Genomic DNA, 13,939 nt, shown 5'->3' with positions numbered 1-13,939 from the left:
CGGGGCATGATCAACGGCAATGCGGAGGCAATTCCACGGACCCGTCGCGGGGCCGGAATCCCGTGCGCTGGAACAGTTCCCGGACCATGTCGTCGGCCGACAGTTCGGGTCCGAAGACCACCTCGTCGCGCTCCGGCAGCAGGTCGTCGGGGGCGTACCAGGAGCGTACGGTCTCCTCCGGCACCTCGCCGATGTCCGGCTTGGTCCGGTGCCGCCGCATCGTCTCGTCCACCGGGATGTTCAGGTAGACGGCGACGCTCCGGCCCCGGTGATCATCAATCAGCCGGTTCAGCATGGCCGCGTAGCGGTCGACGTTCATGATCCCGTCGATGATCACGTCGTAACCCTCGTCCAGCGCGGTCCGGGCGATCGTGTCGATCATCCTGATGTTGCTCGAGCCGGGCCGGTCGTACTCCTGCAGCAGGATCCGCCGCACGTGGTCCTGCTGGATCAGCGCGACACCCCGGCCGACCCGTTCCCGGAGCAGCCGCGCCACCGTCGACTTCCCGGACGCCGAGTTGCCGCGGATGATCACCAGCCGCGTCTCCGCGCTACCCGTCATGCCGGCCACGCTGCCCCCAATCTCTCGCGCACGGCCGCGGTCAGGGCGGACGCATCCCGCAACGGGCGGCGTGGATCGACCAGGCGCCGAGACCCGATCGGCGTCCCGGCGTACCGCGGAATCAGTTGCAGGTGCAGGTGATTGTGCTCGCCGTCGCACATGGTCACCAGGTAGACCCGTTCGCACCCCAGCGCCGCCTTGAGGGCCAGGCCCACCTCCCGCGCCGCGTTGAACAGGACCGCCGTCTCGGCCTCGTCGAGGGCGAGGAAGTCCGGCACGTGCGGCAGCCACCCGACGATCGTGTGCCCGACCGCGCGCGGGTCGGCGGCGAGGGACACCTGCACCGGCCCGCGGGTGGCGATCACGGTCTCCCGGCCGAGCAACTCGCCGGCCACTTGTTGATCATGGCACTGGTAGCACCGGCCGGCCGCCTGCAGCCGGCGCACCTCGGCGTCCCGGGCCTCCCGCCGGGCCAATTCCGCGTCCGTGTACCCGTCCGGCGGACCCACATCCGTACTCACCGGCATCCTCCATCGCATGTTAGGGTCGCCCCATGCCGCAGCGGACGCACGACTATAGCCGGGCTCTGGGAGGAGCTCCGGTCCTGTCGTCGCGCTCCTAGCCGTCCGGCGCCCTCGCAGAGCCCGTACCCCTGTTCAGTTTCCGGCTCTCATCGAGGGAATCCCATGCCTGCAAGACCTTCCGCATCCACTGTCCTTGATCATTTCGCTCGCACCACGGAGCAGATCGTCGGCCGCGAGTCGTTCGTCGAGCGGCTCGAATCAGGTCGCCCGCTCCGGATCAAGTACGGCGTCGACTGCACCGCACCGGACCTCCATCTGGGTCACGCGGTCAACCTCTGGCTGATGCGCTACCTGCAAGATCACGGGCACCGGGTGGTCTTCCTGATCGGCGATCTGACCACCCGGATCGGCGACCCGACCGATCGGTCCGAGACCCGCCCGGTCCTTTCCGCCGAGCAGATCGACCGGAACGCCACGGCCTACCTGGACCAGGTGACCACCGTGCTCCGTACCGACGACGACCTGCTCGAGATCCGCCGCAACTCCGAATGGCTGGAGCCGCTCGGCGTCGGCGGACTGCTCGACGTACTCGCCCTGGTCACCCACGGCCGGCTGATCGCGCGGGACATGTTCGCCGAACGGATCAAGGCCGGCGCCGACATCGCGGGGCACGAATTGATCTACCCGGTGCTGCAGGGCTACGACAGCTTCGCCATGGACAGCGACCTGACGATCGTCGGCACCGATCAGCTCTACAACGAGATGATGGGCCGGCACCTGCAGCAGCGACTCGGCGCCGAGCCGCAGGTGGTGATCACGACCAAGATCACGCCCGGCCTGGACGGCGGACCGAAACAGTCCAAGTCGCTCGGCAACTACGTCGGGCTGGTCGACAGTCCGCAGGACAAGTTCGGCAAGCTGATGCGCCTGCTGGATCCCTTGATCGAGACGTACGCGACGGTCTACTCCGACCTTCCCGAGGACCGGATCACCGATCTGGCCCGGCGAGCCGAACTGGGCGGCCGCGATGCTCGGGATGCCAAACTGGACGTCGCCGAGGCGGTCGTGGCCCGCTACCACGGAGCCGAGACCGCGGCCCGGGAACGAGCCGCGTTCCTCAGCCTGTTCTCCGCCCGCGAGCTGCCCGACGAGCTGCCGACGCTCACGGTCGACCATGATCAACTCACGGTGATCGAGCTGCTCCGACTGGCCCGGCCCGACGCCAGCCGGAGCGAACTGCTCCGCCTGATCGTGCAGGGCGGCGTCTCCCTCGACGGGACCAAGCTGACCGACCCGGATGCCGTGACCGTGATCAACTCCGGGGCGGTGATCAAGCTCGGCAAGCGCGACCGGCGACGACTTCAACGCTGATCCAGCGACCGATCCGTCGCACGCGTGCTACAGTCGATTCATGAGTGCCGCCGAATCTTGGGACGAAAGCCTGTCGCAGCGAGAGCTGCGCAACGAGTCCGGCCGAGTGCTTCGCGCGGTGAGCGAGGGGCACTCATTCATTCTGACCAACAGCGGGGTGCCGGTCGGCCGGATCGTGCCGCTCGACGCGCCTGCCCCCTCCTTGGCGATAGCTCGTCCGGCACGGCGCGAGGGTGGCTGGGCGGCGCTGGGCATCGAGCGAAAGGCCGGCCGTCGAAGCCTTGAGACCATCCTGGACGACCTGCGCGAGGAAAGACTGTGACAGCTGGTCCGGTCGTCTATGTGGACACCTCCGCTCTCGGCGCCCTCCTGATCGACCAGCCCGAGAGCGAGGCTCTGGTGGACTGGCTCGATCAGACCCCGGCGATGCTGGTCTCCAGTGACCTGCTCGAGACCGAGTTGCGTCGAGTGGCGGTCCGGGAGGGTCTCGATCAGTCGGACGTGAGCCGCATCCTCGATGGTGTCGCTCTCGCAGCGTTGGACCGGGCGGTCTACCGCAGCGCGGGCTTCCTGCCGATGCCGTATCTGCGCACCCTGGACGCATTGCACCTGGAAGCAGCGATGCGCCTCGACGCCGCTGCCATCCTGACCTATGACCGCAGGCTCGGGGAGGCGGCCCGGGCGGCCGGACTCGAAGTGATCGCGCCCGGCACCTGAGGGCAACGCTGTCAGCGCGGCGCCGTACGGTCACCGCTATGGCGACGACGTGGACGAAGGCCCTGGCCGGGAGCTACCGGGGGAGCATCGACGAGCTGGCGGCGGTGCTCCGCGATTGTCCGGACGAGTTGTGGGAGGCCAGCATCATCGAGCCTCGCAAGACGGATCAATGGATGTGGCCGCCGACGGATCCCGAGGGTCGCCCGTTCGACGACCCCGAGATCCGGGAGCGCAAGTTCCGGGCGATGACGGCGGTCTGGCGGATGGCCTCCCACGCGCTCTTCTTCACGGACGTCGACCTGTCGGCAACGGCGGTCGGCTGGGCGCCGCCGGCACCGTTCTCACCGCAGGACGAGGACGGGTACGTGGTGCCGCCGACCTACTCCCGCGACCAGTTGCTCGGTTACGTCGAGCATTGCCGGACGAAGGCCGAGTGGGAGTTCACCGCCCTGACCGATGACCGGGCCGCGCAACTGGTCGACGAGCACCGGAACGGGGTGAAGACGCGGGCGGAGGTCCTGGTCGGCGGCCTTCGCCACCTCACCGGGCACGCATCCGAACTCCGGACCTTCCTCTCGATCCAGGGCGTCCGCCCCGGCGGCTAGTGTCGCGCGTCCCTAGTTCGGCGGGGTCAGCTTCCCGTCGATCCGCTGCCAGATGCCGAGCGGGTTGTCGTCCCGTACGGCAGCGGGCAGCAGGGCCTCCGGCACGTCCTGGTACGAGATCGGCGTGACGAACCGGCGCAGCGCCGTCGGGCCGACCGACGTGTGCACCGAGGCCGTGGTCGCCGGCCAGCCGCCGCCGTGCTGCATCGCCCAGGTGACTGAAACCCCGGTCGGCCAGCCGTTCCAGATCACCCGGCCGGCGTGACCGGCCAGCACCCCGAGCAGCTCGGGGGCGATCGGGTCGTCCTCGTCGCCGTGGATGGTCGCGGTCAGCTGACCGGGCAGCCGCCGGGCCACCGCGACCAGTTCCGCCGGGTCCTCGTACGAGACGACGACCGAGGCCGGACCGAACGCCTCCTCGAACAGCCCGTCCAGATCGTCCAGTGCGTCGTCGATGGTGGTCGCGAACAGCGACGGGCTCAGGCCGTCGGCGGTCTGGGTGCCCTCGCTGACCGGCTGCCACAGCTCCCGCAACTCGGCCAGCCGGCCGGTGAAGCCCTGCTGGATCCGATCGTTCAGCGGCGGCGCCGGCGCAACGGCCTTGACCAGACCGGCCAGTTCGTCCAGCACGGACTGGCTGTGCGGCGCGAACAGGACGCCCGGCTTGGTGCAGAACTGCCCGACGCCGAGGGTGTACGAGCTGACGAAGCCGGACAGGGTCTCGGACTGGCGGCGCAGCGCCGACGGCAGCACGAAGACGGGGTTGACGCTGCCCAGCTCGCCGTAGAACGGGACCGGGTCGGGCCGGCCCGCAGCGATGTCGAACAGCGCCCGACCACCGCGAATCGAGCCGGTGAAGGCGCCGGCCTTGATCCGCGAATCCTTCAGCGCCGCCTGCGCGTCGGCCTCGCTGCTGATCATGGCGAACGTACCGGTCGGCGCCCCGGCCTTGGTCAGCGCCTCGAGCACCAGCTCGCCGGTCCGGTCGGAGAGCTTCGGGTGCCCGGGGTGCAGCTTGAGCAGCACCGGGCAGCCGGAGCCGAGCGCGGAGGCGGTGTCGCCGCCGGCCACGCTGAACGCGAACGGGAAGTTGCTGGCCGCGACGACGAGCACCGGACCGAGCGGGCGGAGCACCCGGCGCAGGTCCGGCCGCGGCCCGGTCGGCCAGTTCGGGTCGGCATGGTCGATCGCAACCTCAAGCCAGGAGCCCTCGACCACGGCGTCCGCCGTCAGCCGCAGCTGGAACGTGGTCCGGCCCACCTCGCCCTCCAGGCGCGGCCGGGGCAGGTGCGTCTCCTCCTGGGCCAGCACGACGAGCTCGTCGCGGTGCGCGTCGAGTTCGTCGGCGATCGCCCGCAGCCAGTCCGCCCGGGTCGCCGGTTCCGAACCGGCCAGCACGATCGCCGCGCGGGCGGCCGCTCGCAGGGCCTGGTCGAGTCCGGGCTGGGTGGTCGGGCGCTCAGTCATGGGGTCCCCTCTTCTTGCACATCGATTCACCGGCGAGTCCGTACCGCCATCATTTCATTGTCGCGTCGCCGCGCTCTGGGGCGTCCCGGCTGCAACAATGACCCCCATGCCGCGACCGAACGGGCCGAGCCCGGTCACGCTGCACGATGTCGCCAGGGAGGCCGGCGTCTCGTTGGCGACCGCCTCCCGGGCGATCAACGGCAGCACGCGCCGGGTTCGCGACGACTACCGAGCTCGGGTGCTCGCCGCCGCCAAACGGCTGAACTACAAGCCGAACTACGCGGCCCAGGCGGTCGCGCGCGGGACCACGACGACGGTCGGGCTGCTGGTCGGCGACGTCTCCGACCCGTACTTCTCCCGGATCGCCGCGGGTGTCATCGAGGCCGCGGACGCGGCCGGGCTCGCGGTGACCATGGCGGCCACCGGGCGAGACTCGTCCCGCGAACTGGACCTGGTCCGCACCATGGCCGCCCAGCGTCCCCGGATCATGATCGTCGCCGGCAGCCGGCTCGCCGGCAACCCGGACCAGCCGGCCCTGATCGAGGAGCTGACCGCGCTGACCGAGTCCGGCGGCCGGGTGATCATGATCAGCCAGCCGGTGCTGCCGTTCCCGACGGTCGCGATGGACAACACCACCGGGGCCCGGCAACTGGCCGAAGCCCTGGCCGGCTTGGGCTATCGCCGATTCGCCGTGCTCCGTGGCAACGACGCGCTGGAGACCTCGAACGAACGGCTGCGCGGCTTCCGCGAGGGGCTGGCCGAGCACGGCATCGAGCTGGCCGACCGGCATGTGATCAGCACCGAGTTCACCCGGGACGGCGGCTACGCCGGGGCACTCGAGTTGATCAAGGAGGCTCGCGGCGAGGTCGAGTTGATCTTCGCCGTCAACGACGTGATGGCGGTCGGCGCCATGTCGGCGCTGCGGTCGGTCGGGCTGCGGCCCGGCGTCGACGTGGCGGTGGCCGGCTACGACGACATTCCGACGGTACGCGACGTCACGCCGGCCCTGACCACGGTCGGCATCCCGCTGGCCGAGATCGGCCGGGAGGCGGTACGGCACGCCCTGGAGACCCCCGAGGAGCGACCCGGCCGGCCGAGCATCGTCTGGACCGCCAAGTCGTCGGTGGTGATCCGGGAGAGTACGCCCGGAATCGGGACTTGAGTTCACGTCAACTTGAGGTTTGATACTGGCTTCCTCCAGTCATCGAGGAGGCAGTCATGCCGAACGCCATCGTCACCGGGGGATCCGCCGGACTCGGCCGAGCCCTGATCACCGAACTGGTCTCCGCCGGGTGGACCGTCACCACCACCGCCCGGACCAGCGCGGCCCTCGCCGAGGTCGCCGACCGTCTCGGCGAGCGGGTCCGCTGGCTCGCCGGTGACGTCGCCGACCCGGACCACCGGGACCGCCTGGTCCGGCTCGCCGCCGAGGCCGGGCCGATCACGCTGTTGATCAACAATGCCAGTGAGCTCGGCGGCAGTCCGCAACCACAGCTGCGTGACCTGGACGCCGACACGTTCGCCCGGATCCTCGCGGTGAACCTGATCGCACCCCTGGGATTGATCAACGCCGCCCGGCCCTGGCTGGCGCCCGACGCGGTGATCATCAACCTCTCCTCCGACGCGGCGGCCGATCACTATCCCGGCTGGGGTGGTTACGCGGCCAGCAAGGCCGGCCTCGACCATCTGACCGCGACGTTGGCCGCCGAGGAGCCGGACCGCCGCTGGTTTGCGGTCGATCCCGGCGATCTGCGTACCGCCATGCATCAGGCCGCGTTCCCGGGTGAGGACATCAGCGACCGGCCGCTGCCGGAGACGGCGGTGCCGGCGTTTCTCCGGTTGATCACCAACCGGCCCGCCAGCGGACGCTATCGGGCCGCCGAGGTCGCCTGAGATGAGCGCCCTGCAGGATCGCCCGCAGACCAGGTTCTCGGCGGGCGCGATCCGCCCGGCCACCGAACCGCCGGAACTGCGCGGCAGCGGATCCCGGCGACCGGCCCGGGACGGCGTGCGCCTACTGGTCGGCCGAGCGACCGGTCTTGATCATCTGCTGTTCCGTGATCTTGGTGACGTCCTGGTCCCGGGTGACCTGCTGGTGATCAACAACTCGGCCACCGTCGCCGGGCAACTGGACGGCGTGCGGGACGATCGGCGGCCCGTCGTCGTCCATGTCGCGAACCGGCTCACCGACGGGCGGCGGGTGATCGAGTTGCGGACCGCGCCCGATGCCGCGGACCCCGTCCTGGACGGCCGGGCCGGCGAGACGATCGAACTGCCGGCGGGTGCGTCGGTGACCCTGCTGGCTCCGTACCCGCGCCTCGGGTCGTCACCGACCGGCGTCGGCAACCGCCTCTGGCGGGCCGCCGTGCAGACTCCGGTCCCGCTGGTCGCCTACCTGGAGCGGCAGGGTCGGCCGATCAGCTACGGCCACCTGACCCGCAGCTTTCCGCTCGACCGCTACCAGACCGTGTTCGCGCTGCGCCCCGGCTCCGCCGAGATGCCGAGTGCCGGCCGCCCGTTCAGCACCGGCCTGGTCACCCGGCTGGTCGCGGCCGGGATCCAGTTCGCGCCGATCACGCTGCACACGACCGTGTCGTCGCCCGAGGCCGGCGAGGCCCCGCTGCCGGAGTGGTACGCGGTGCCCGAGGCGACGTCCCGCATGATCAACACCGCCCGGTCCCGGCGCCGGCGGGTGATCGCCGTCGGCACCACGGCGACCCGCGCAGTGGAGTCCGCGGCCGACCCCGACGGGACCGTACGGCCTCGGATGGGCTGGACCGACCTGGTGATCCGGCCGGCCCGACCGGTCCGCGCGGTGTCCGGCCTGATCAGCGGCTGGCACGAGCCCGAGGCCTCCCACCTGCTGCTCGTCGAGGCGGTCGCCGGTGCCGACCTCACCCAGCGCGCGTACGACGCCGCGATCGAGCACGGCTATCTCTGGCACGAGTTCGGCGACTCCACCTTGCTGCTCCCCTGACTCCCGCCCCGGGCCCGGCTCTCGAGTTCGGCCGCGGCCACGGCCCAGTCCGGGAAGGCGAACCGGAAGCCGGCCTCGAGCAGCCGGGTCGGCACCACCCGGCGGCTCTTCAGCAGGAGTTCGGTGTCCGCGCGCAGGGCGAACGCACCCAGTTCGGCCATCCAGCGCGTCGCCGGCAGCCCGAACGGCCGCCCGCAGGCCCGCCGCAGGACTCGCATGAACTCGGCGTGCGGCAGCGGATTCGGTGCGGCCAGGTTGACCGGACCGGACAGCTCGGGATGATCGAGCAGGAACAGGACGGCGCGGATCAGATCCTGATCATGGATCCAGGAGACGTATTGCCGCCCACCCGCCACGGTACCGCCCAGTCCGAGTCGGGCCAGGCCGCGGAGCACCCGATAGACGCCGCCCCGGCCGGGACTCATCACCATCGCGGTCCGCAGCGCGACCCGGCGCGTGTACGGGGTGTCGGCGTGCTCCTGCTCCGCCTCCCAAGTGCGCGCGATGTCCACGCTGAACGCCCAATAGTCCGGCACGTCCGGCTCGGTGCCGCCGATGATCCCGGTCCGCTCGTCGTTGGCCGCGTCGAACCGGTGGGCGTAGATCGTTGCCGTACTCATCTGCAACCAGACCGCCGGCGGCCGCTCCGCCTCCGCGATCGCCTGCCCGATCACCCGGGCCGAGTCGACCCGGGAATTCATCATGTCCCGCAGATTGTCCTCGGTGTACCGGCAGCCGACGCTCCGTCCGGCGAGATTGATCACCGCATCGGCCCCGTCGACCTCCGCCACCCACGCCCCAAGCGTTTGCCCGTCCCACACGACTTCCCGGATGCCGGAGGCACCGACCGGCCTCCGCGTGAGGACAACCACCTCGTGCCCCGCCGCTACCAGGGCCGCCCCGAGCACTTGGCCGAGATGCCCGCTGCCACCAGGAACAACGATCTTCATCCGCCTCACGACCTTCCACGACCCAGCTTAGACCGATTTTGAGCGATCGCTCAAATCCACGATGGGAGCCGTCGGCGAGTGGACGGGAACGACACGAATTGCCGCCCAGAATTGCCTTTCGGGTCCCGTCGGCGGTCCGGCTGTGTACGCCCCGCAACGCGATATCCGGCGAGCCTCCGATCGCCGTGGTCTCTCTTGCCGAGGTTGCGGTCTGAACCTCGGGAAGGACCGGATCCGCGACCGCTCCTCGCCTCCGCAGCCCGGAGGTTGTTGGCGAATCCGGAACGCCGTGGGACAAACCGCAAGATTTCGCGTCCGATGCCCGCACCGCATCCGTGGCGGTTCTCGGGGTTCATCGAGAGTGACGTTAACGACCGCGATTCGCGCCAGATGGGGTCGTTATGTCGCCACTCGACAAACCGCGTCCGGCCTGGGTAACGGGCCGTTGGGTCCAAGCCGAAGAATCTTCGATCGTGCCCGGGATTGCCGGCATTCGGCACTGGCCGCGCCGTGCGGCCGTACCGCGCCCAACCCCGGGCGGCCCCGCACCCGCCGACCGCCATCCCCTTCCTCGTCGCACCTCCACCGGCCCGACCTGCACGCGCCTGCCCGAGGTCGACGGCCATTCGTACAACCGTTGGCCGGATCCGCGGCCACCGTCAGAGTCGCGTGTCGTGGTGTGGGCTTGAGTCCGCCGCGCATCCATGTTGTGCGTGGGCCGAGCCTGCCGCGCCGACCGCGTTTGGTGCGAGCCGAGGCCGGGCGTCCTCGGAGCGACTCGAGATCTCAGGCGGTCGGCCCGGGCGGTTCGGGTTGCCCGTCACTGCGACGCTTCTCCGTCCCGCGCGGCGAATCGGGCGCCCGAGAACGCGTCCGGATCCACCCCGGCACCTCGCGCCTACTCCTGTGGTGGGCGCGAAGGTCGAGAAGGGCCAAGCCACGGTGGATCAGGGAGAGCGCAGCGGTCGCGCTTGCGAGGAACGGTCGCGGCTGGCCTCCGGGATGGCGGCGGGACAGACGCGAAAGATCGGTCGGCGTGGCACGGGGCACGCGGCGTGGCACGGGGCAGGCGAGGGGGAGCGGGCCACAGCCGCGAACGAGTCCCGGTTCCCAGATGGTGGCGGGCGGCGGGGGCAGGGTGGGCCGGGTCAGACCGCGTTTCGCGCCTCGGCGAGGGGAATCACCCGGGCGGTCGCGGTGGCGGTGGCGATCAGGGTTCCGTCTGGCTCGGTGAGCTCGGAGGCGAGGTGGGCGAGGTCGCCGGACCGGTGGACGATCCGGCCGTGGCCGAGCTTGCGGCCGGGGCGGGTCGGGCGGAGGAAGCGGGTGTTCAGGTCGAGGGTCGACTGGAACTGGTCCGGCTCCAGGGTCGCGATCAGGGCCGGCCCGACGGTGTCGTACAGCATCGCCGCGACGAACGCGCCGAGCACGTTGCCGGCCGGGTTGGTGAAAGCCTCGGTCGCGGTGAAGGCGAGCTCGATCGTGCCGCGGTCCGGGTCGACGGCGACGAACTCGAAGCCGAGGGTCGCGGCCGCCGGCGGCACCGGGGCCTCGCCGCGGACGGCGTCCCAGAACGCACCCGCTCGTTCAGCTCCGCTCATGACTCCGCAGGGTCTCACCCATCGGACACCGACCACAAGGGGCGGACGGCGACCTACGGTGGATTCCATGGCCTCGCTCTGGGGATTCCCCAATCCGGTGAACGAGAAGGCCGCCCGCGTGGTCGCCGGCGGTGTGGTCGTGCTCGCCGCGCTGACCTTGATCACCGGCTGGCACTGGCTGATCGTGCTGCTGGCGATCGGCTTCGCGGCCCGGGTCGCGGCCGGTCCGCGGTTCAGCCTGCTCGGCCGGCTGGCCACCCAGGTGATCGCGCCGAGGCTCGGCCTGCCGAAGTTCGTGCCCGGCCCGCCGAAGCGGTTCGCGCAGGCGATCGGGCTGGTGCTGACCACGGCTGCCGCAGTGCTCAGTCTGGGGTTCGGCCTGACCCTCGCCGGTACGGTGCTGATCGCGATCCTGTTGATCTTCGCGGCCTTGGAGTCGGTGGTCGGCTTCTGCGCCGGCTGCTGGCTGTTCGCACTGCTGATGCGGACGGGGATCATCCCGGCCGACACCTGCGAGTCCTGCAACGACATCTGGCGCAGGTACGGCACCGGCGCGGTGATCACCCAGCGCTGATCATGATCAGCACCCGTTGATCATGATCACCAGCCGTGGAGCATGATCGCCGGCACCCGGGATCGGCCGGCCCGCTCGTCGCGTACGGCCTCGAGCACCCGCAGCTCGTGCGGCACCACGGGATCGGGCAACCGGTCCAACGGGAACCAGCGCAGATCCGCGGCCTTCTCCGGCTCCATGATCTTCGGCTCGCCCTGCCAGGCCGTGACCACGAAGAAGTAGTCACACCGCTCGTCCTCGACCGTGCCGCGCCGCTCGGCCGGATCGTCATTGGTCCGGTGCAGCGTCGTCACGCCGACCAGGTCCTGCTCCCGTACGGTCACGCCCAGTTCCTCGGCGGCCTCCCGCACGCCCGCCGCCAGTACGGACTCGCCGGCCTCCACGTGCCCGGCCGCGGCGACCGCCCAGTGATCATCGCGGTACCCGGTCCCAGACCGATACTGCAGCAACACCTGGCCGTCGCGGAGGAAGATCAGGTACGCGGCCGGCACCACCGTGAATCGGGGAGAGGTCACCGATGCGCTTCCGGCCGGAGCAGCGGAAACAGGATCGTCTCCCGAATCCCGGCTCCGGTGAACAGCATGGCCAGCCGGTCGATGCCGACCCCGAGTCCACCCATCGGCGGCGCCCCGTACTCCAGCGCGGTCAGGAAGTCCTCGTCCAGCTGCATCGCTTCCGGATCGCCGGCGGCCGCGGCCAGCGACTGCTGGACCAGGCGCTCCCGCTGGATCACCGGGTCGATCAACTCGGAGAACGCGGTGCACAACTCGGTGCCGCCGATGATCAGGTCCCAGGCCTCGATCAGTCGCGGATCGCTCCGGTGCGGCCGCGCCAACGGCTCCTTCGACGCCGGAAGATCATGGATGAAGGTCGGCTGGATCAGCGTCGGCTCGACGATCTCGGAGAACAGCTCCATGATCAACTTGTCGGCGTCCCAGGCCGGATCGACCGGAATCGTCCTGGCGGCGGCGATCTCGCGCAGCCGGTCGGCCGGGGTGTCCGGCGTGACCTCCTCGCCGAGCGCCTCGGACAGGCCGGGGTAGATGCCGAGCCAGCGCCACTCGACGCCGAGGTCGACCGGGCCGGCCGCGGTTTGCACCACCCGGCTGCCGAGCCGGTCCGCGATGTCGAGAATGATCTTGCGCAGCAGGTCGGCGACGGTCCGTTGATCACCCCACGCCACGTACGCCTCGAGCATGGTGAACTCGGGGCTGTGGGTGGAGTCGATCCCTTCGTTGCGGAAGATCCGGCCGATCTCGTACACCTTCTCGATGCCGCCGACGACGGCCCGCTTCAGGAACAACTCCAGCGAGATCCGCAGCGTCATGTCGATGTCGAAGGCGTTCAGGTGGGTGCCGAACGGCCGGGCGTGCGCGCCGCCGTGGATCAGCTGCAGCACCGGCGTCTCGATCTCCAGGAATCCCTGCTCGTGCAGCGTTTCCCGGACGCTGCGCATGATCGTCGCGCGGGTGCGGACCATGTCGCGGGCCTGTTCCCGGACGATCAGGTCGGCGTAGCGGCGGCGGACCCGGGCCTCGTCCGAGAGTTCCTTGTGCAGCGTCGGCAGCGGCCGGAGCGCCTTGCTGGCCAGCTGCCAGGAGGTGGCCAGCACCGACAGTTCGCCGCGCTTCGACGCGATCACCCGACCGGTCACGGACACGAAGTCGCCGAGATCGACGAACCGCTTCCAGGTGGCCAGCGATTCCTCGCCCACCTCGGCCAGCGACAGCATCGCCTGCAGCCGTACCCCGGAATCGTCGAGGGTGAGACCCTCCTGCAGCGTCGCGAAGCAGAGCTTGCCGGTGTTGCGGACGAAGACCACCCGTCCGGTCACCGAGACCACGTCGGCGGTCTCCTCACCGGCGGCGAGATGGGCCCAGTCCTTGCGCACCTCCTGCAGGGTGTGCGTACGCGGGACCGCGACGGGGTAGGCGGGAATCCCCTCGGCGATCAGGTCCGCCCGCTTCTGGGTCCGAATGCGCTGCTGTTCGGACTCCTCGATGTCGCTGTCGTGGCTCACGCGGTCACCTTATCGATCCGTGCCGCCCGGCCTCCCGGGGTTTACCTCGCCGAACCAGCCGACCACTACGGTGTCCCCCATGTCTCAACCTCCGTACGGCGCCCCGCAACCGTTCGACAGTGCGCCGCAGCCCCCGATGGGGCAGTCCCAGCTCGTGGTCAACCTGCGCAAGCCGTTCGGCCTGCTGGCCGACCAGATGGTGTCGCCGGTGGTCAACATCAACGGTCACCCGGCACCGGCGAAGTGGGGGCAGAACTTCTACCCGACCCACGCCGGCCACCACCAGGTCGCCTGCTCCTCGCGCTATCTGTGGGAGTTCGGGCCGCAGACGATGGCGGTCGACATCCCGCCGGGCCAGTCGGTCGAGGTCCACTACACGGGCCCCGTGATCACCTTCGGCGCCGGCCGGATGGGCTTCACCGAACAGCCGCGGCCGGGCATGATCGCCTGGGTTCTGCTGATCTCGATCCCGGTCGCGGTGATCTTGCTCATGGTGATCGTCGGCATCGTCGCGGGCCTGAGCAGCTGATCGCTCGACCCCGGCTCGGACGCCGCCGTCAGGCCATGGCCG

The 13,939-nt window shown here is 70.3% G+C and carries 16 protein-coding genes; 9 read left to right on the top strand and 7 right to left on the bottom strand.

Translation table 11 applies throughout. The annotated features are described in order from the left end of the window. Window positions 1-10 precede the first annotated feature (10 nt). Together BKA15_RS18690 and BKA15_RS18685 are read right to left on the bottom strand one after the other, a co-directional pair. Window positions 11-562, bottom strand: a complete 552-nt coding sequence (locus BKA15_RS18690; protein WP_179753239.1) for an AAA family ATPase — start codon at window positions 560-562, stop codon at window positions 11-13. Beyond that, entirely contained in the window at window positions 559-1,083 is a 525-nt protein-coding gene (locus BKA15_RS18685) for an HIT family protein (protein WP_179753237.1), read from the bottom strand. The genes BKA15_RS18690 and BKA15_RS18685 overlap by 4 nt, the downstream gene beginning before the upstream one ends. 165 nt (window positions 1,084-1,248) lie before the next feature. Here BKA15_RS18685 and tyrS point away from each other — a divergent pair, with 165 nt between their 5' ends. The 4 genes from tyrS to BKA15_RS18665 are packed head-to-tail and all read left to right on the top strand — an operon-like array spanning window position 1,249 to window position 3,779. Then, a complete protein-coding gene (tyrS, locus tag BKA15_RS18680; RefSeq protein ID WP_179753233.1) occupies window positions 1,249-2,457 on the top strand; it encodes a tyrosine--tRNA ligase in 1,209 nt (402 codons plus the stop codon). A gap of 40 nt (window positions 2,458-2,497) precedes the next feature. Then, window positions 2,498-2,779 (top strand): type II toxin-antitoxin system Phd/YefM family antitoxin, encoded by a 282-nt coding sequence (locus BKA15_RS18675; protein ID WP_179753231.1) that lies wholly within the window; start codon window positions 2,498-2,500, stop codon window positions 2,777-2,779. Beyond that, complete coding sequence (locus BKA15_RS18670; RefSeq protein WP_179753230.1) at window positions 2,776-3,174, top strand: type II toxin-antitoxin system VapC family toxin; 399 nt, start codon at window positions 2,776-2,778, stop codon at window positions 3,172-3,174. The genes BKA15_RS18675 and BKA15_RS18670 overlap by 4 nt, the downstream gene beginning before the upstream one ends. 38 nt (window positions 3,175-3,212) lie before the next feature. After that, window positions 3,213-3,779 carry a hypothetical protein gene (locus tag BKA15_RS18665; protein ID WP_179753229.1) on the top strand — a complete coding sequence of 189 codons (567 nt, stop codon included), beginning with the start codon at window positions 3,213-3,215 and terminating at the stop codon, window positions 3,777-3,779. A gap of 12 nt (window positions 3,780-3,791) precedes the next feature. Here the strand turns inward: BKA15_RS18665 and BKA15_RS18660 are convergent, their stop codons facing one another. After that, on the bottom strand, window positions 3,792-5,246 hold the full coding sequence (locus BKA15_RS18660) for an aldehyde dehydrogenase (NADP(+)) (protein WP_179753227.1): 1,455 nt from the start codon (window positions 5,244-5,246) through the stop codon (window positions 3,792-3,794). A gap of 106 nt (window positions 5,247-5,352) precedes the next feature. Between BKA15_RS18660 and BKA15_RS18655 the strand changes: the two genes are divergently transcribed. Genes BKA15_RS18655 through BKA15_RS18645 form a run of 3 tightly spaced genes read left to right on the top strand, consistent with a single transcriptional unit; the run spans window position 5,353 to window position 8,223 of the window. Next, window positions 5,353-6,408, top strand: coding sequence for a LacI family DNA-binding transcriptional regulator (locus BKA15_RS18655; protein ID WP_179753225.1), 1,056 nt, complete (start codon window positions 5,353-5,355; stop codon window positions 6,406-6,408). A 56-nt stretch (window positions 6,409-6,464) separates the two neighbouring features. Further along, window positions 6,465-7,139, top strand: a complete 675-nt coding sequence (locus BKA15_RS18650) for an SDR family NAD(P)-dependent oxidoreductase (RefSeq protein WP_179753223.1) — start codon at window positions 6,465-6,467, stop codon at window positions 7,137-7,139. Window position 7,140: 1 nt separating this feature from the next. Then, entirely contained in the window at window positions 7,141-8,223 is a 1,083-nt protein-coding gene (locus BKA15_RS18645; RefSeq protein WP_179753222.1) for an S-adenosylmethionine:tRNA ribosyltransferase-isomerase, read from the top strand. On the opposite strand, the gene BKA15_RS18640 is transcribed toward BKA15_RS18645, so the two are convergent. After that, complete coding sequence (locus BKA15_RS18640) at window positions 8,178-9,173, bottom strand: TIGR01777 family oxidoreductase (protein WP_179753219.1); 996 nt, start codon at window positions 9,171-9,173, stop codon at window positions 8,178-8,180. The genes BKA15_RS18645 and BKA15_RS18640 overlap by 46 nt on opposite strands. Window positions 9,174-10,321: 1,148 nt before the next feature. After that, window positions 10,322-10,774 (bottom strand): PaaI family thioesterase, encoded by a 453-nt coding sequence (locus tag BKA15_RS18635; protein ID WP_179753217.1) that lies wholly within the window; start codon window positions 10,772-10,774, stop codon window positions 10,322-10,324. Between the two features lie 67 nt (window positions 10,775-10,841). Between BKA15_RS18635 and BKA15_RS18630 the strand changes: the two genes are divergently transcribed. Then, window positions 10,842-11,348 (top strand): DUF4395 domain-containing protein, encoded by a 507-nt coding sequence (locus BKA15_RS18630; protein WP_179753215.1) that lies wholly within the window; start codon window positions 10,842-10,844, stop codon window positions 11,346-11,348. Window positions 11,349-11,374: 26 nt separating this feature from the next. Here the strand turns inward: BKA15_RS18630 and BKA15_RS18625 are convergent, their stop codons facing one another. Both BKA15_RS18625 and lysS read right to left on the bottom strand, forming a co-directional pair. Continuing rightward, window positions 11,375-11,863 carry an NUDIX hydrolase gene (locus BKA15_RS18625; RefSeq protein WP_179753214.1) on the bottom strand — a complete coding sequence of 163 codons (489 nt, stop codon included), beginning with the start codon at window positions 11,861-11,863 and terminating at the stop codon, window positions 11,375-11,377. Next, window positions 11,860-13,368, bottom strand: a complete 1,509-nt coding sequence (gene lysS, locus BKA15_RS18620; protein WP_179753213.1) for a lysine--tRNA ligase — start codon at window positions 13,366-13,368, stop codon at window positions 11,860-11,862. Before lysS ends, BKA15_RS18625 begins: the two co-directional genes overlap by 4 nt. A gap of 79 nt (window positions 13,369-13,447) precedes the next feature. Between lysS and BKA15_RS18615 the strand changes: the two genes are divergently transcribed. Beyond that, entirely contained in the window at window positions 13,448-13,897 is a 450-nt protein-coding gene (locus BKA15_RS18615) for a hypothetical protein (protein ID WP_179753212.1), read from the top strand. The last annotated feature ends 42 nt before the right edge of the window (window positions 13,898-13,939 follow it).

This window comes from Microlunatus parietis, assembly GCF_013407955.1.
Taxonomy (GTDB): Bacteria; Actinomycetota; Actinomycetes; order Propionibacteriales; family Propionibacteriaceae; genus Microlunatus; species Microlunatus parietis.
The sequence above is the reverse complement of the archived record's forward strand: the minus strand, read 5'-3'. Positions and strand labels throughout refer to the sequence as shown.